Here is a 16516-nt window from a genome sequence, read left to right as displayed (position 1 = left end):
TTGCAATAAATTTCCCTTTATTTTCAACGATTGTCATACGCTCCCGGCAGCTCCACGCGACATGCATGCGACATGCGCGCGACATATAAACTCACCTAAACCCAACCGTTACCTCTCTTTTCCGGCAATAGGCTTTCTGGCATTCTCCGCGACATGCCCGCGCCCTCCAAAAGAAAGCCCGAGCCGATCCGCACCGCACCCTGCGAGCCGTCACCGTTGACAATCCCTTCTTTAGCCGCGCCCATGCCGGTGATGCGACCAACCCGAAGCACATCCCGGCGGTCGTGAACATCCGGGAAAGCGCGATCACCATGCTCGCCTCCCGCAATAAGATCGATGCCGCGCAAGTCGCCGCCGCCAGCAAGTTCCGCGCGTTGTGGGAAGCCATGGGAGGGAAAGGCGCCTCCGCCATTGATTACGGCCGGGAGCATGTCGACGGAGGCAAGGCCCGCGGTCCGATCGCCGAGCGGCAGATGAATGCCGCCGATGAGTTGCGCCGCGCTCACCGCGTCCTCGGTGACCAAGGCTATTGGCTTGTGTGCCGGATACGCCAGAGCGGGCCATCGCTTCGACGAAGCGCCGCGCCATTGTGGAGGGCTCACGCGCCGGTCGGCCTTTTGATCGTGTTGATTTTCTCATCACAGTGGAAAAATAATCGCTTTTCGGCCAGAGGCCCAGGCTACAGCGCATTTTCCTCTCGGCCGCTTCCCCCGCTGGAAAGTTGTAATCCGATATCGCTATTCGACTTCAAGGGGGGCCGTCTTTATCATTCGAATTCTCAATGGAGGGGGTTTGAGATGAAGGGTTCAACAAAGGCTTTGCTCCTGTCAGCTGCGAGCAGTGGCGTCGTTACGGGCGGTCTGTACGGGTTCGGCCTTAACGCCGGATTTTCTCTGACCATCTGGGCCATTGCCACTCTGTCCATCTACCCAAAGGTATTGCAGGACATGGCAAACGAGAAAATCCTTGATCATGATTGGCCGACGAGGGACGGCGCAGATAAGCGTTAGAGCCGCTGTTTTTCCTGGGCAAAAAAATTCCGCGCGTGAGGGGGGCGCGGGTCCCGTGATCACGCTGCCTCTCAAGTTTCACCCGCCCCCTTGCGTTCCTGCGCTCCTATATGCCTTTTCGGTGACCTGCCGCTATGGTCGGAAGGGCAGAGTTATTCGGTCAGGAGAGATTCGTGTCGACTTTTGCAATTGAGCTCCAGGGTTTCGCCGCAAGCGCGTGGTGCCAAGTCCTTTATCCGCCCCATGACCCCTACATCGAAACCGTCAACTGCAACGGTGAACAAAAGTATATCCTGCATTCAAAAGAATTCGACGGGTGCATTGATGCAGGTCAGGTGCTCCAAATTGCTATCCCGTTCGTACGTCTGCTGAGCGCCTTCATGGACATGCACTTTCAAGGCATTGAGCCACTCACAATTGGTGAATTCGTCCAGGAGCGCAATGACGAGGGCGAGATTTCATGATGCATCGCGGTAAGCGACTGCCGTTCATAGAGACTTATCCCGACCAGGAATCTCCTTCTGCTGTTCAGGCGGCTTTGGCAAAAGCATCAACAGCTCCGCGATCGGTGATCGACGCGATTGAGCATTTTAGTTCCATGCCAGTCATCGATGTTGGCGTGGGACACAGGGCAAAGCTCGATAATTGGCATGACCTCTACAAAGCATATGAAGCGCTGGGCAAGGTCTCCGGCTTGGCAAAATACGGTATTCAGAGAAGCCAAGCCGAAAGAATCAGAAACCAAGCGCAACATTTTCGGCAAAACAAGACAACTGCACCGTATGCAGGAATGTCTCTGGATGAGGCGAAGGCCCTTATCATTCTCGGCCTTAAAAAACGCTCTCTCCTTGGTGCTTTAGGTCCTATTCACAGTCATAGCGGGCGGAGGATCGCTGTCCCTGCCTGCCGCTCATTGGGTTTGTTGGCGAAATCGCCGGGGTCGGCCTCCGTTCCTTCGCCCGGAAGTCGTCTTCCGCTTTGCCTTCCCAAGCATGCTCCTCCGCATTACCCTAGCGATATGGCGACAAAATTCTTATACATGGATGAGCAGTACTAAACCCTAACACCCACCGCAACGGGCAGACGTCACGGCGCAAAAAGTGTGTATCGCTGACCGGTGTGCTAATTCCGACCGATCACTTCGGCGAACATAATAGCCATGACGAGCGCGACAAAGATCATTCCCCACATCTCAAGCGTATGGCCTTGAGCGTGCTTCTTTGCCGCTATGAATATGCAAGTGCCACATAGGGTAAGCCAAGCCAGCCCTATCAGCCTCTCAATTGGCAATTCCCAATCCATATTAGGGAGCCATTATGTGCGCCTTCGGTGCGACCGATAGGAGCGCGTTACCGTCACCCGGCTCGCTCTTGCCATATCCAGCGATCGCTAGGCCGATGAATGCCACGACGAATAGAATGGATAGGACGCCGATCCAATCCGCCCGGAGCGTTACGCCAGCGCTTGCCCTTTGAGTGTCGGCTATGTCTGTCATTCCTTAACCCCTTGGCCTTCCCTCCCATGGCGCTAAGATAGATGGTCAGCTGCACCTAATGAACGCGCCAGAATGACGCCGACGGAACATCTAGCGGGCAATCGCCAGCCAATCGCCGCGTCATTTTTGACACTATGTCAGTGAGAGCTTGCCTATGGGAGCCGAAGCGCGTTCAGGATTTGGGACCGTAAGCCGTGTCGTGCCGGTCCTTCGCGTTCATATATCCAGCCATGGCACTTGCAAGGCCAATCGATAAGCGAACTTGAACTGCGTCCTCCCAGACCGCGACCTGATCGCTTCTTCGATGATCTATGATACGGTAGGTTCCGTTGTTTTCCCGTTCAATTTCGTATCTCATCGCCGCGCCTATCTTGAGCTTCAGCCGACATTAAAGCCGCATTCTAGCTGATTCGCCATTTTGTGACATTATGTCAGTTAGCAGAGACTAATAAACTATCCCCTTTAGTTCACTCTTGGTTGCTTCTAGGTTTCCTTCATACTTCTTTTGGTTGATCTTAACGGTCCCCTAGCGCTGCACTGAACGGCAGTCGGATCAAGTCTTCAATGCCTCTTGATAGCACCAGCCTCGCCCGGATCGCGCGACGCAGCCTCCTGTAATGTGCAAAAACCGTTGCACGGCTGCGCGGAGCGCCATTCCTAGCGCCCCAAATGATCGCCTCGATCCTTCCATAGCATCCGCAATGGTCAGCCCATCGCCATTGAGCCGATTCCGATGACGGCAAGCGCCCCAATCCCTATCAACTTCCAACGCTTGACGTCATAATCCGCTTGTCTAATTTGGCCATAGCCCGCACGGAGACCGCGCCTGACCAGACGCATCAACGCGTGCCCTCCCAAAAGACCATTGGAAGGCTCTGCTCCAGCGGGGGGTAAGCCGCTCGGCATGCACAGTGGTAGTTTGAAAATCCGCGTGTCGCTGGTTCGATTGGCTGGAGAAAGAATGTTTCATGCTGCTTTAGGCGTTTCACCGCGATCGGGGCGACCTCATTGACCAATTTGAGGGGCGGTCCTGAGTGGTCCGCCGCTGGTGGCATCAGACCGCAGGATAGCTATCGGCCCCAACGGCCTCGATTCATTGTACGATTTTTATTCGCCCCTTCATATTCGGATGAAATCGGCAGTAGTAGTCGACAGTGTCACTTGCAGCGACGAGATGGCTTGCCACTTTACCGGGCGGGATAAGGACCTCCCAGCCGCCCTCGACGGTAGCAGTGTGGGCGAAGGGATCCTTATTGATCCATTCGATGATCTCGCCGGCATTGACCTCGATGTCGGCGGGCAGGAAGGCAAGTTTCTCGATCACGACATGGACCGTGCCGTTGTGGGCGCGGGCAAGCGCGCTGCCCGTGAGCACCGCGGCGCCCGTCACGAGAAGCTGCCGGCGGTTGAGAAGGCCAGCCGTCATTTCAGGCCTGCGGCGACATGCTCGGCATGCTGCTGATGGCCCTGGAAAAGTTTCAGTCCGGTTTCCAGCAGACTTTTCAGTTCAGCATTCTGTGTCGAGGGGATGAGCAGGGTTTCGAGCGCGCCATTGACCTGCTTATGGTAGGCAACTTCGCTCTCGATATAGGCCCTGTCGAAGGCGCCGCCATCGAGCTTGCTGAGTTCGGCGCGCTTCCCCTCAGCCACTTTGGCAAGCGTCTGGCTGGTGGCGTTATCCTCCGGTGTCACGTTCAGCTTCTTAACGAGTGCCAGTGCCATCTCGTTGACGGTCTCGTGGTCCTTCTGCATCGACTCGGCGAAGGATTTAACGTCCGGATTCGTCGTCTTCGAGAGGGCGAGCTTGGCGGCTTTCACGTCGATGACGCCGGCACTGTAGGCGATATGGGCGATCTGCGGATCAGTCGGCTTGTCGGCCGCTGTCGCAAGAGGGGCGGTGAGGGCGAGGCAGGCTGCGCCGAGCGCGGCAATCAGGGTTTTCATCGGAGTCTCCTTGGCGCCGCGGTTGGCCGGCGCCTGTTACGGTTGACGCAGCATTAGATGCCGGCCCGCCGCGGAGGTTCCCGTTATTGTGGTAATCCAAGTCTCGCGACAACGGCGCCCGTCAACCGGTCGCAGCGCGCGCCGGCAAAGGGGAAGGCGTCGATGAGCACGGGTCCGATTTTTGCCTCGAGTTGGGTGCGGATGAGCTTGCGAGCGCGGTGGAGCCGCGTCTTCACCGTTGCCGCGGGTATCTCCAGCAGCGCGGCTGTCTCCTCGACGCTCAGGCCCTCGATGGCGCGGGCGACGAAGACAAGGCGAAAGGTTTCAGGAAGCGCATCGGTCGCCTCCTCGACGAGGTGAAGAAGCTGTCACTGTGCAGTGACGCGCTCCGGATCGGCGGCCGGAGAGGCAAGCGGAAACTGGACGATCTCCGCTTCCGATCGCCCGATCTCGCTGGCGGCGCGTTTCAACCGCTTCTGTGCCCGAAGCCTCATCAAGGCTGAATTGAGCGCAATGCGTGACAGCCAGGTCGACAGCAAGGAATCTCCTTGAAAAGTGTCGAGGCTGGCGAACGCGCGCAGATAAGCCTCCTGCAACACATCTTCGGCATCCGAATTACTGCGCACCACCGCGCGCACGAGCCGGTAGAGGCGCTGGTTGTTGGCCCTGATGATCTGCCGGATGGCTTCCACCTCGCCGCCGGCCGCACGGCGAACGAGGCGTGCTTCCTCTTCGGCGACGGCAGGAAGAGAAACATTCTGTAAAGCTGGCATCGGTTTGCTCCTTTCGGGATTCATTTGATGCCTATTTCGCCGGAAGGTTCCCTACCGAGAGTCTGCGGCCGCACGATCGTCCTGCCAAACATCGGAGGCGGTTTTGTGGTGGGGGCGGCCATAGCTGGAGCAACCCTGGCGCTGGGATCAATGCCTTGGGCCGCATCTTCAGACACCTCAAGCATGCAGGCGGTCGAAACCCGATAGCCCAGAAAAGGAACGGTCGCTCCGCATGCGCTGCGATCACCCGGTTTACTTCGCGGACCACGGCGAGCGGAACCGTATCCGGTTTTCGAACGTGACGCCCCATGCGTCGTCACGTTGATTGGAGGCGAGAAGAATTTCTGGATCAAGATGCCATGAGCCCCGTGGAGTTGATGACAAACATTGATTAGGCGCTACAATCTGCATGAAGTCAGAAATGGAATTGATAAATGCGTCATGGTGATTTCAGCGAACTTGCAGCCTTTATTGCCGTTGCCGAGGCTGGCAGTTTCACGCGCGCCGCTGCCAAGCTCGGGCTTTCCCAATCCGCTGTCAGCTACTCGGTCAGAATGCTGGAGCAGAAGCTGGGGGTGCGGCTGATCTCCCGCACCACCCGAAGTCTATCGCTGACGGATGCCGGGCAACGCATGCTGCGAAACCTCCGTCCAGCGTTCGATCACATCGAAAGCGAGATCGCAGCCGTCACCGCACTTCGGGATAAGCCGGCGGGTAGGATCCGCGTCACGACGTTTCGATATGCCGCCACAAGCGTGCTCTGGCCCGTCGTCACCAAGTTCCTGGCGGAATATCCGGATATCGAAATGGAAATCATCCTCGATGAGGGCCTCACCGATATTGTGGCTGACCGGTTCGACGCGGGCATCCGCGTTGGCGAGCAGGTCCAGAAAGACATGGTGGCCGTCAGGATCGGTCCGGACCTGCGCATGGCCGTCGTCGGGTCGCCATCCTACTTCGCCAATCATAACATCCCGCAAACGCCGCGCGAACTCGGGGAACACCGGGGTGTCAGCTACCGACAGATGACCGGAGGCGGATTGTACGCTTGGGAGTTCGATCGCGACGGAGAAGAACTCCAAGTCAGAATGAATGGACCACTCATTCTGAATGATGGTCTCATGCTGGAAGCCGCCGCCTTGGACGGGCTCGCGCTTGCCTACACTTTCGAAGATCAGGTCTCGAAACATATCGCAGACGGCCGACTGATTCGAGTCCTGGAAGAATGGTGCCCGCCGTTCCCTGGCTATCACCTCTACTATCCGAGCAGACGTCAGCATACGGCAGCGTTTGCTCTGTTCGTCGAAGCGCTTCGTTTTAAAGCCTAAGGCAGGCGTGGTGCGATGCGTCTGGTCCCGTGCGCGCGCTGTTCGCTTTGCGGCGCGGGGGACCAGATCAGCTCATCATGTGTTGGTCTAGGCAAGACTAAAAGGCATCTGCCGCACCGGCTTGCCTGTCAGGCGCGAGATGGCATTGGCGAATGCCGGGGCCAAAGGCGGCAGGCCCGGTTCGCCCATGCCTGTCGGGGCTTCGGCGCTTGGTACAATGTGGACGTCGAACTCCGGCACGTCAGTGATCCTTGCCACCGTGTATTCGCTGAAGTTGCTTTGCTCCACAACACCATCCTTGAGCGTGATTTCAGAGCCCGCAAGGCAGGCTGAAAGGCCCATGATGGCCGCCCCCTGCACCTGTGCTTCCACTGACCGGGGGTTGATAGCCAGATTGCAGTGAACTCCGGCGGTAACCCGATGCAGCTTCGGCTGTCCATCGACGACGGAGGCTTCCACCACGTAGGCCACCACGGACGAAAAGGATTCATGCACGGCCACGCCCCGGGCCCTGCCTTCCGCCAAGGTCTTGGTTCCGTAGCCGCTTTTGTCCACGGCGAGCTGAAGCGCATCGCGATGACGAACGTGCTCCTCGCCAAACATGTTCATGCGGTAAGCGACCGGGTCCTGGTCGGTGGCTCGCGCTATATCGTCAAGCAAGGTCTCCATCACGAAAGCCGTATGGGTGGAGCCAACGCTGCGCCACCAGAGAACGGGCACGTTGGCAACGGGATGATGTACGGTCAGACGCATGGGAAGAGGGTAAGGGTTGCGCATCCCCTCGGTCGTGGCGGCATCGATGCCGTTCTTCACCTGGAATTGCTCGAACACCGTTCCCGTCAATATGGACTGGCCGACGATGGTATGATCCCAGGCGAGCACGTTGCCCTGCTTGTCAAATCCGATGCGCGCACGATGAAGGTGCGTTGGGCGATAGTAGCCACCCTTCATATCGTCCTCGCGGCTCCAGAGCATGCGCACCGGTGCGTCGATCCCTGCCGCTCTGGCGGCCTTGGCTATCTGACAGGCTTCCATCGCCGTGTCGCTGCTGCTCGAGAAGCGTCGGCCAAAGCCCCCACCGGATGTCAGCACGTTTACCACGACCTGATCCGGCTTGAGGTCGAGCACGTTCGCGGCAACACCTGCATCGAGCCCGGCACTTTGGCTTCCCATCCATATTTCGGCACGATTGTCGGAAAGCCGCACCGTACAGTTCAGCGGCTCCATTGCCGCATGAGCGAGGTACGGGAATACGAACTCGGCATCCAAGGTGAGCGGTGCTGTCTCCAGCGGTGCCATATCCGCGTCGAAATGGAGGGGGCCGGGTTTGGTGGCCATTTCGCGAAACTGGGCAAGCTGCTTTTCGCTATCGACCTTCTCAACGACCGATGTGTCCCATTCTACCTTCAGTGCATCACGACCCTGGCTGGCCTGCCAGTATCCGTCGGCGATAACGGTCACGCCCTCTGCACCACGGTCCAACGGAATACGCAAGACAGCTCTCACGCCCTTTATCGAACGTGCTGCACTGTCATCCAGGGAGGCGATCTTCGCGCCGAACACCGGTGGGCGAGCGACAACCGCCGTCAATTGTCCCGGCAGCTTGAAATCGATGCCAAAACTTTGCTGGCCGCTGCTCTTGGCTTTCGCGTCGAGACGCTGAGTTGGCTTGCCGATAATGCGGAAATCCTTTGGATCTTTGAGAGCAATCTTTTGGGGCACCGGCAGGGACATGGCTGCCTCGGCGAGCTCTCCGTAACCGAGCTTGCGGCCATCGGAGGCGAGCACCGAGCCCGTCTCGGTCCGCAGTGTGGCAGCCTCCACGTTCCAGCGGGCCGCGGCAGCAGCAAGGAGCATGGCGCGGACGCGGGCACCGAGTTCGCGATACTGCGTAAAGCTGTTCTTGATCGTGTTCGAGCCGCCGGTGAGATGCATGCCGAAGAGCGGATCGACGTAGGCGGCGTCATTGGTGCCGAGCTGGCTGCGCACCAAGCTCCAGTCGGCATCGAGCTCTTCGGCCAGTATCATCGGCAACGCTGTCTGCACGCCCTGGCCGAACTCCAATCGATTGATCGTGACCGTCACTTCGCCATTCGGTGCGATCTGAACGAATGCAGAGGGTTGCTCGGTAGGCTTCAAACCGGCTTCAGCGGGGTCTGTGGACTGCGCGGCCGCCAGATGGGGGAAAACGCCGACGGCCAAACCGAGGGCTCCGGTCATCTTGAGGAAGCTCCGGCGCGGCAACGCCGGGACAATCGTGGCGCGTCCTCTTTCCAGCAGGTGCTGCAGGGCATGCGGCAGTTGGCTGTAGTCCATGTTCGGGTTCGGCAACATACGGAGCGTCTCCTTTAGACGAGAGTGCTGGCAGCTTCGGCTATGGCTGCGCGGATACGGACGTAAGTTCCGCAACGGCAGATATTGCCTTCCATTGCAGCGTCGATCTCGTCAGCCGTCGGCTGCTTGCCCTTTGGCAGGGACGAGAGGAACGCCGTGGCGCTCATGATCTGACCGCTCTGACAGTAGCCGCATTGGGCCACGTCGTTCTTCACCCAAGCCGCGTGGACGGCGGCACCAACGCGGTCCGTGCCGTCGGACACCTTTTCGATGGTGGTGATATTCGCCCCCTCGGCCGCGGAAAGGGGTGTGCTGCAGGAGCGGACCGCCTCACCGTCGAGATGCACCGTGCATGCGCCGCAGAGCGCTGCGCCGCAACCGAATTTGGTGCCGGTCATGCCGAGCGTGTCGCGAAGGACCCAAAGGATGGGCATCTCCGGGTCGGCATCGACCTCGTGCTGGCTGCCGTTGATATTGAGTGTAATCATGGCTGGTCGATGCTCCTGTGGTTTCTACGGCTCTACTCCGCCGGAGGCTTGTCTCGTGGTCGGTGGAACCAGTCGTCACCAAGGAAAGCGTGGGCAGCAATTGCCGAAGCGAGCCTCAGAGATGAACATGGTGTCCTGGTCAAATGTACGGTCCTCGGGGCGAAGATACCCCGGCCCGCGGCAGCGGATTAGATTGCGCAAACTGCATGTGGTTAGAAATGCGGCTTCTGAATGCGAGGCGAACGTACGGACAATCACCATCGGGGCGCGTCACCCGCACGGCGAGATTCCGGTCAACCAATGCCATGCCTGGCCGGCCGTTCGCCCCTACTGGGACAGGGACTTCAGGTAGGCGATGATATTCTGCCGATCCTCAGGCTTGGGCACGCTCACAGTCATCGTGGTCTTCGGCACGACATCGCGAGGCGCTGCGAGGAATCGATCCAATGTCCCCTCGTCCCACACCAGTCCAGATGCCTTCATGGCCGCCGAATAGCGAACGCCCTCCACAGTGCCTGCGGTACGCCCAACTATGCCGCCGAGGCCAGGTCCCACCTTCTTCAGGTCGGTGGTCGAATGACAGGCGGAACAGCGCTGAAACGCTTTCTGCCCCAGGGCTGCGTCTCCCTCTGCAGCGGCGGAGACTGTTGTTGACAGAAGGACCAGAGAATAGCCGGCTACAGAAACCATCAATTTAGTCATGCGTGTTCTTCCCAGTTGAGCAGGCTGTCAAAGGCCCCGAATGGACGGCGGGCTTCCGCACTTCCGCATCGTTGCTGCCGGCGTTGCTCGTGCACGAGGCCATACGATCCACCGATGCGCCAATATTGGCGTCGATATCGTTGACGTTCACGGATGACGATAACTCGCGAACTGACCGAGGGTTAGGAGCTAATATTTGCATGAGCCTAGAAACGGGATTTCTAAATGCGCGAGGAAAACCGCATTCAGAACTCGAAAAACTCAGAGCAACCCCGCCAGCCCGTTGCACGCATCTGGCAAGCTGCGGCCGAGCCTCTCAATTCCGACCTTGATCAAATCGGGCCTACGGCTCCACAACGGGCTCTAACCGCCGCCGCACTTCGCAATCTGATTCCTAGTGCCGAAGTTGCGAAGAAGGCATCAAGGCGGAGTGAGTGAGCAGGTTGCGCGATCAAGCCGTGACCGTTGTGGCGCGAAGCTGCCGCTTAGATTGTGAGCCGTGCCCGTGTTTTGAGAGGAGAAGCTGGCGGGGTTCTGGAGGCCCCGCCGACTTTGAAGAGACTGCTCCTCACGCAAGAGCGCCAAGCTTTTCCGCTTTCTCAGCGTCCCGCGTCGATGATCATTCCGCCGTCAGGGGTAAGACTGTACCCCGTGATGAACTGCGCATCCTTGCTCGCAAGGAACAACACCACGGGAGCAATGTCGTCTTGCGGCGAGCCGTATCTAGCAAGCGCGTTGGCCGGCGCCGGAATGTTGGCGGCAGCCGCGCCCCAGGTGTCAGCAACTGGCAGAACGTTGTTGACCGTGATCTTGTCGGCACCCCACTCACGCGCTGCGACGCGCGTTAGGGCACGGACGGCCTCCTTCGCCATGTTGTAGGGCGCGTATGGCACCAAGCCGGTAACGCCAGCCATGGAGCCGAGGTTGATGACGCGACCCTCGCCGCTGGCTTTGAGATGAGGATACGCGGCCTGCATCGTGCGTAAGAAAGCGATCGGGCCTGTATCGAAATTGCGCTGGAGTTGCTCGACCGACAAGTCGAGAACGGATGATTGCACTGCGGAGGGGTCGAAGGCGTTGTTCACCAGAATATCGATGCCGCCCCAGGTCACGACAACCGTCTCGATGGCGGCCTTGATCGCCTCGGCATCACTGACATCGGTGGCAATACCCAGCGCGGTCCCACCCGCGGCTTCTATGTCCGCCACGACAGCTTCGATATTCGCAGGCGTGAGCGACAGCACGGCCACTTTGGCGCCTTCGGCGGCAAAGAGCTTGGCAGTCGCACGGCCGATCCCGCGGCCGGCCCCGGTGACAACCGCAACTTTGCCTTCCAATCGTTTCATGACAGTCTCCATTCTTCAGGTTTATTGGTGCGCCGTAGCTTGAAGCGCGTACGACGACGGGAGATCGCGAGCGTAGTTCTGTGTCGCGAAGGATGTGGCCACCAAGATGAGGCCGATGGCAGCGGGCATGGCACCCTTGATGCTACGCACGCCGAGATGGGCCAAGCCAGAGAGGATCAAGTGGTAGAAAATGCCTGCATAGGCGAGATCGCTCAACGGCACACCGACGCGGGTCAGGATCGCAAGCGGCCCAAGTATCTTCACGATGATCATGAATGGGACAAGGTGCGCGACGTGATAGCCCAGATCGGCCTGGGCCTTCGCCACGAATTCCCTTCTGGTCAGGTAAAGGGCTGCTGAGGACAGGTACAGCGCTGACAGAAGCACGGTGCTGATCCAATAAGTGTAGGTCATAGACATAGGACATCCCTCTCGCCGGAGGTGCCGGCGAAATCGAGCGTTGATACTGTGCTTCCGGAAGGCGCGTTGCGTCCGCTTGGAGCAGCTTGTAGGGAACTTGAACGTTAAGATGAAATGGCGCAAGTAGGATGAATTAGAGACAGTCAGTATGAAAAAGCATACCAACGAGGGACACGACTTCAGCATGCAGGACGAGATGCGCCGCGCCTTCGCGATGCTCTCGGGGAAGTGGAAGCTGGAGATTATGTGGCTGCTCCACCAGCGGATTCATCGTTTCGGGGAACTCCGCAAGGCGATTCCTGGAATTACACAGCACATGCTATCGGCGCAGCTTCGGGAGCTGGAAGCGGACGGACTTCTCCTGCGCACGGTGTTCGCGGAAGTCCCGCCTCGTGTCGAATACGAGATGACGGAAAAGGCGCGTGGCCTCGGCCCGACCATGGAGGCCTTGGCGGCGTGGTGGGGGGAGTATGGCAGCACTATTCCGGCAAGGCCCAGCATGCGCGGTCGAAAGCAGAAGGATTTATCGGCCGTGAAAGCCTCGAGACAATCCAAATGAGGTTGGCGAATTCCAGCCGAGCTATCGCACATTTCCTAACATTTGCGACAGATCGGCCTCAAGACAACATGGGTCAACATTTCCTCGCGGGTCATATAGCCCTTGTCGCTATCGGTGAAGGTGAGGGCCGCGGCCTCCGTGCGAAGGTAGTCGAGATACCGCTGGTCAGAGGACGTAACGGCAGCACTCAAATCATCCAGCGCCGGCGTTTCTTCTAGGTTATCGGACGTGAAGCCATGCGGGACGCCTTGCAGATGGCCACAAATATCCACGAAACCACATAATGATGGCTGATCAATCGAAGCCGCTTCGCAGCCTGCGTTCGGGGCAAAGCTGCTTCCCCAGTCTTCGATACCATTGCAGCCAATGGCCACTTCGAGACCCGGGGTCGAATCTCGAACAATGCTTGTAGGGCGCGTTCCCGCCAGACATTCACCCTTAATCGAAATGTACCGAATGCTAACCTTGATCAGGTGAGCTCGTTGGCTGAGCACACCCAGGTAGAGTGTCTTCTCACCGGATTGAAGGCTGTGATAAAAGGGGCCCATGGGCATCAAGAACTATCTGATCGAAGGCGGTTCCGGCACTGGAAAAACGTCTGTCGCTACCGAACTGGAGCGGCGGGGCTACCATGTCGTCCATGGTGACCGCGTTTTGGCCTATGTCGGCGACCCCGAGACAGGCCAGGCGCTCGCAGGACCACCCGAAGGCGCAGACCGCATCGCTTGGGGATACGCGCACTGGATCTGGCCTGTCGACAAGGTCCGAGCTATTGCTGCCGACACCACCCATCCTGCCACGTTCTTTTGTGGCGGTTCGCGCAATTTCCACAAATTCCTCGACCTGTTCGATAAGGTTTTCGTGCTCGACATCGACGTTGAGACGTTGAACCGACGATTAGATGGGCGGCCGAATGAGCCGGGCTACGAGCCGCCCGAGCGGGCGCTGGTAATCCGCTACCATCACACTCGGGAATATCTTCCCGTAGGCATCAATATCGACACGGCCGCTACCGTCCCGAGTGTCGTCGACGATATCCTCGCTCAACTCCCCTGAGGCCCTGAAAGTATTGTGAATGGGATGGGAAGCACTCGATTATTGCGGGAAAGACGCTGGCCGCCGGAACGTGCGGCATTGTCGCTTTCGTAGCCGACCGGCAGCTTTCAGAACGACAAACCCGGTGCCTTGACGACCGTCTTGAGGCGCGAAGCTGCCGAGGCGCTAGACCGCAATCGTCCGAAGCTGCCTCCAATGTGGTGATCCGATCCTGACGGATAGCGAACAGGAAAAATCCGTGCGATACCCAATGACCGCCGTCAGATCTCGGCGTAGGTTTTCCTTGGAGGATGAGAGGCGCAGAGCGGTCATCGGGATGCGTTGCGGCCAGGCCACTCCGGAGCCGCATCCCTACACGCCGCGCGCAAGCGCCGCCGATTGCTGCAAGGTAACGGCATGGCCAAGCGGATCGGCATGGCGATGGGCAAGCAACCACTGCCTGCCTGCCCGCCGATAGACGAGGGTCACGCGCAGCGCCCAATCCTGTGCGGGCAGACCGCCGACTTCGACATGAGCGCGCTCGATGACGGCCAGCACGATCATGTCGGTGCCGACATAGGTTTGAACGATCTCCTGTTTCAGCGTCCCATTCCGGAAGAACCGGCTCATGTCATCCCAGGTTTTTTCGGTGATGTCAGCCTCCCGCGATGGCGTGCCGCCGAACGGCGACATCAGCGTGAAGTCCCGCGTACGCGGTACAAGCGCCCGGTAGGTGGCGACATCGCCGCGCATCAACGCGGCATTGGCCTTCTCCGATATCCGGGCGAGAGCGGCTACAGCCGCATCCGCCTGGCTGTCACGTACACGTGCGGTAAGGGAACCAGCTCCGGCAGTGAGAAGGGACCGTCGTGAAGGTGACATGACATTTCCTTTCCGAATCTGAATTCTGAAAAGCGCCGATGGCGCCTCTGTGCTTCGGAGATGCCAGTTTGCCGCCGCTGAATCCAATGATATGATTTCAGCAACATGCTGAATGAAATTGATCTATCGCGCGCGGACCTCAATCTCCTCGTGCTTTTCGAAGCGGTCATCGAGGAGAGGCATGTCGGCCGCGCTGCCGCCCGGTTGAACATTTCGCCATCAGCGGTCAGCCACGGGCTTGGACGGCTACGGCGAATGCTCAACGATCCGCTTTTCGTCAAGACGCCTAAAGGCGTGGTGGCGACGGCCCGCGCAATGGAGCTGGCAGCGCCGATTGCCGAGATACTTGCCAGGGTTCGAAGTGTGATTACGACGGCCGAGCCATTTGAGCCGGCAACGTCGAGCCGCCGTTTTACCCTCGGCGCGCCGGACGGTGTTTCCGCCGTCTTCCTGTCTCCGCTCCTTGCCGGATTGAAAAGATCGGCGCCGCACATCGAAATCAGCATACGCCAGTTGCTGCCGGAGGAGGGCGAGAGCTCACCGGCGCGGGCCTGGCGCAACGCCTTTGCCCATCTGGAGTCCCGCGGCATGGATATCGCGGTCATCCCCGCCGATGAAATTCCGGCGCGCTTTCATTGCCTTACCCTCTACGAAGAGGATTTCGTCATTGCCATGCGCGCGGGTCATCCCTTCGCGCAGGACGCGAAGCTCGACCGCTATGTCGAAATGCGCCATATAGTGGTTTCGTTGAGCGGCGATCCACACGGCTTCGTCGACACGGTGCTCGAACAGCACGGGCACAGAAGGCGGACCGTCCTCACGGTGCCGAACTTCATGTTCGCGCTCGCCATCGCCGGCGAGAGCGACATGCTGGTCGCAATCCCCCGCCGCTTCGCGACAATTTTCGCCTCACGCTTTGGCCTAACGACAGTCAACGCTCCTTTGCCACTGCCGCGTTTCAAGCTGAGCGCGGTGGCGCCGCGCGCAGCGATGATGGACGCCGGCCTGAGCTGGCTGTTCGGGATGCTTTCGTCAGCCTGTGAGGTTGACCGTTCTCCAGGGCTGCTTTGACCTGACTGGTATGGCCGCCTCCGGGCCAGATTGATATGCACGGGACAGGTAATGCGCTAACCTGACCGCATCATCAGCCACCGAGAGACGCATGTCCTACCTGTACATTGTCACTGATTGTGAAATTGACGGGCCGGCACGCATTCATGCTGTCTTTCGGTTCGGTCGCCGTTTCCGAAGCTGGTGAAATCCTTGATGAGTTTGAGGCCGTAATGGATGGCTTGGATGGCGCGAAGCGCGATCCTTTCACTATGGCATTTTGGCGCGATCATCCGGAGGCTTGGGCCGCCGCAACTGAAAGCTCCCAGCCCCCAGCGCTCGCGATCTCGGCCTTTTGCGCGTGGGTAGCCTCCTTTGGGGGAGAGCCGATATTTGCGGCCCATCCAGTGTCGCTCGATGGCCCATGGTTCGATTACTACCTGAAGCGATTTGGAGGTCGCCCACTCTTCGAAGGGCCTTGGGTCTCAGATCGACTGTTCAAACATGCGCCCGGACCTGACTGTAGCAACCCGATCGCAGGATATGAGCCATGCCTCGGGCATCGTGCTTGTCCGTGTTATTACCCATGACTGGGGAGAGCGGCGTCAACCTGATTGCCCTGCACACAACGAAGCCTGCTTCTTTCAGCCCATAGGTCAGGGGCCGAGTGAGGGGCCAGCTCGCAAGCCCCTTCTGGTGGATCGGTTCGCCAAATTCGTAAAGGCGACACGTCCGAAGGATCCGATCGATCAAGCCGAACCTTTCCGTCATGATCATGATGCAGATTGCCACTGCGTGTAAGCGACACGTCCAAACAGCATGAAACACCGTCAACGCCCTTCATCTCGGCTACCCCGAGATAGTAATGAGAGCTCGCCCCTTTTGAAGACTGCCCGCCTACACATGCTCTTGGCGCAAGGCGGCATTTGGCCCGCAAGACGAGAGGCGTTAAAAAAGAGCAGCGACTTTGATCATGATGTCGGATCGGGGGCGGCTGGTGCGTCATCGTATCATCAGGTCGGGCTCTCGATCTGAGGGACAACGATCAGGAGAACGCGCGATGTCTAAGAACACTATTTGTCTATGGTACAACAAGGATGCTGAGGAAGCCGCCCGCTTTTATGCCGACACCTTCCCAGACAGCACGATC

General features: G+C 58.9%; 19 protein-coding genes and 1 pseudogene. 8 read left to right on the top strand and 12 right to left on the bottom strand.

Annotated features, from left to right (window positions below; translation table 11 throughout):
• Positions 1-284: 284 nt before the first annotated feature.
• The 3 genes from EV130_RS34210 (at position 285) to EV130_RS10440 (ending at position 2067) form a co-directional block, all read left to right on the top strand.
• Complete coding sequence (locus tag EV130_RS34210) at positions 285-1010, top strand: hypothetical protein (RefSeq protein ID WP_207900875.1); 726 nt, start codon at positions 285-287, stop codon at positions 1008-1010.
• A 173-nt stretch (positions 1011-1183) separates the two neighbouring features.
• On the top strand, positions 1184-1474 hold the full coding sequence (locus EV130_RS10445; protein ID WP_132660230.1) for a hypothetical protein: 291 nt from the start codon (positions 1184-1186) through the stop codon (positions 1472-1474).
• Positions 1471-2067, top strand: coding sequence for a hypothetical protein (locus EV130_RS10440; RefSeq protein WP_132660228.1), 597 nt, complete (start codon positions 1471-1473; stop codon positions 2065-2067). Before EV130_RS10445 ends, EV130_RS10440 begins: the two co-directional genes overlap by 4 nt.
• 246 nt (positions 2068-2313) lie before the next feature.
• Here EV130_RS10440 and EV130_RS10435 read toward each other — a convergent pair whose 3' ends face one another.
• The 5 genes and pseudogenes from EV130_RS10435 to EV130_RS10415 form a co-directional block, all read right to left on the bottom strand.
• Positions 2314-2505, bottom strand: a complete 192-nt coding sequence (locus EV130_RS10435) for a hypothetical protein (RefSeq protein WP_074060147.1) — start codon at positions 2503-2505, stop codon at positions 2314-2316.
• 705 nt (positions 2506-3210) lie between these two features.
• Entirely contained in the window at positions 3211-3345 is a 135-nt protein-coding gene (locus tag EV130_RS33290) for a DUF1515 family protein (RefSeq protein WP_245520055.1), read from the bottom strand.
• A gap of 253 nt (positions 3346-3598) precedes the next feature.
• Complete coding sequence (locus EV130_RS10425) at positions 3599-3931, bottom strand: cupredoxin domain-containing protein (RefSeq protein ID WP_081377021.1); 333 nt, start codon at positions 3929-3931, stop codon at positions 3599-3601.
• A complete protein-coding gene (locus EV130_RS10420) occupies positions 3928-4449 on the bottom strand; it encodes a DUF4142 domain-containing protein (protein WP_132554076.1) in 522 nt (173 codons plus the stop codon). Before EV130_RS10420 ends, EV130_RS10425 begins: the two co-directional genes overlap by 4 nt.
• 83 nt (positions 4450-4532) lie before the next feature.
• Positions 4533-5222: pseudogene (locus EV130_RS10415) on the bottom strand (RNA polymerase sigma factor).
• A gap of 434 nt (positions 5223-5656) precedes the next feature.
• Here EV130_RS10415 and EV130_RS10405 point away from each other — a divergent pair.
• The gene (locus tag EV130_RS10405) at positions 5657-6550 is read left to right on the top strand and encodes a LysR family transcriptional regulator (protein WP_132660226.1); all 894 of its coding nucleotides are present in this window, start codon (positions 5657-5659) and stop codon (positions 6548-6550) included.
• An 87-nt stretch (positions 6551-6637) separates the two neighbouring features.
• On the opposite strand, the gene EV130_RS10400 is transcribed toward EV130_RS10405, so the two are convergent.
• The 5 genes from EV130_RS10400 to EV130_RS10380 form a co-directional block, all read right to left on the bottom strand.
• The gene (locus tag EV130_RS10400; protein ID WP_132660224.1) at positions 6638-8884 is read right to left on the bottom strand and encodes a xanthine dehydrogenase family protein molybdopterin-binding subunit; all 2247 of its coding nucleotides are present in this window, start codon (positions 8882-8884) and stop codon (positions 6638-6640) included.
• A 14-nt stretch (positions 8885-8898) separates the two neighbouring features.
• Entirely contained in the window at positions 8899-9372 is a 474-nt protein-coding gene (locus tag EV130_RS10395; protein WP_132554082.1) for a (2Fe-2S)-binding protein, read from the bottom strand.
• Between the two features lie 327 nt (positions 9373-9699).
• The gene (locus EV130_RS10390; RefSeq protein ID WP_074060154.1) at positions 9700-10074 is read right to left on the bottom strand and encodes a c-type cytochrome; all 375 of its coding nucleotides are present in this window, start codon (positions 10072-10074) and stop codon (positions 9700-9702) included.
• A gap of 599 nt (positions 10075-10673) precedes the next feature.
• Positions 10674-11420 carry an SDR family NAD(P)-dependent oxidoreductase gene (locus tag EV130_RS10385; RefSeq protein ID WP_132554084.1) on the bottom strand — a complete coding sequence of 249 codons (747 nt, stop codon included), beginning with the start codon at positions 11418-11420 and terminating at the stop codon, positions 10674-10676.
• A 21-nt stretch (positions 11421-11441) separates the two neighbouring features.
• Complete coding sequence (locus EV130_RS10380) at positions 11442-11840, bottom strand: DoxX family protein (protein ID WP_074060156.1); 399 nt, start codon at positions 11838-11840, stop codon at positions 11442-11444.
• A 148-nt stretch (positions 11841-11988) separates the two neighbouring features.
• Between EV130_RS10380 and EV130_RS10375 the strand changes: the two genes are divergently transcribed.
• Entirely contained in the window at positions 11989-12399 is a 411-nt protein-coding gene (locus tag EV130_RS10375) for a winged helix-turn-helix transcriptional regulator (protein ID WP_132554086.1), read from the top strand.
• Positions 12400-12434: 35 nt separating this feature from the next.
• Here the strand turns inward: EV130_RS10375 and EV130_RS33285 are convergent, their stop codons facing one another.
• On the bottom strand, positions 12435-12953 hold the full coding sequence (locus EV130_RS33285) for a hypothetical protein (RefSeq protein ID WP_245520048.1): 519 nt from the start codon (positions 12951-12953) through the stop codon (positions 12435-12437).
• Between EV130_RS33285 and EV130_RS10365 the strand changes: the two genes are divergently transcribed.
• The gene (locus EV130_RS10365; protein WP_132660222.1) at positions 12946-13455 is read left to right on the top strand and encodes a DEAD/DEAH box helicase family protein; all 510 of its coding nucleotides are present in this window, start codon (positions 12946-12948) and stop codon (positions 13453-13455) included. The genes EV130_RS33285 and EV130_RS10365 overlap by 8 nt on opposite strands.
• 351 nt (positions 13456-13806) lie before the next feature.
• Here the strand turns inward: EV130_RS10365 and EV130_RS10360 are convergent, their stop codons facing one another.
• Complete coding sequence (locus EV130_RS10360) at positions 13807-14316, bottom strand: YybH family protein (protein ID WP_074060159.1); 510 nt, start codon at positions 14314-14316, stop codon at positions 13807-13809.
• Between the two features lie 105 nt (positions 14317-14421).
• Between EV130_RS10360 and EV130_RS10355 the strand changes: the two genes are divergently transcribed.
• Positions 14422-15387: a LysR family transcriptional regulator gene (locus EV130_RS10355; RefSeq protein WP_074060160.1), complete on the top strand. Its 966-nt coding sequence runs from the start codon at positions 14422-14424 to the stop codon at positions 15385-15387.
• A gap of 1039 nt (positions 15388-16426) precedes the next feature.
• The coding region (locus EV130_RS10350; RefSeq protein ID WP_207900878.1) for a VOC family protein at positions 16427-16516 on the top strand (90 nt) is incomplete at its 3' end.

Source organism: Rhizobium azibense (genome assembly GCF_004342325.1).
In the GTDB taxonomy this organism is placed as follows: Bacteria; Pseudomonadota; Alphaproteobacteria; order Rhizobiales; family Rhizobiaceae; genus Rhizobium; species Rhizobium etli_B.
Note: the sequence above shows the minus strand (reverse complement) of the source record. Positions and strands in the feature narration are given on the sequence as shown.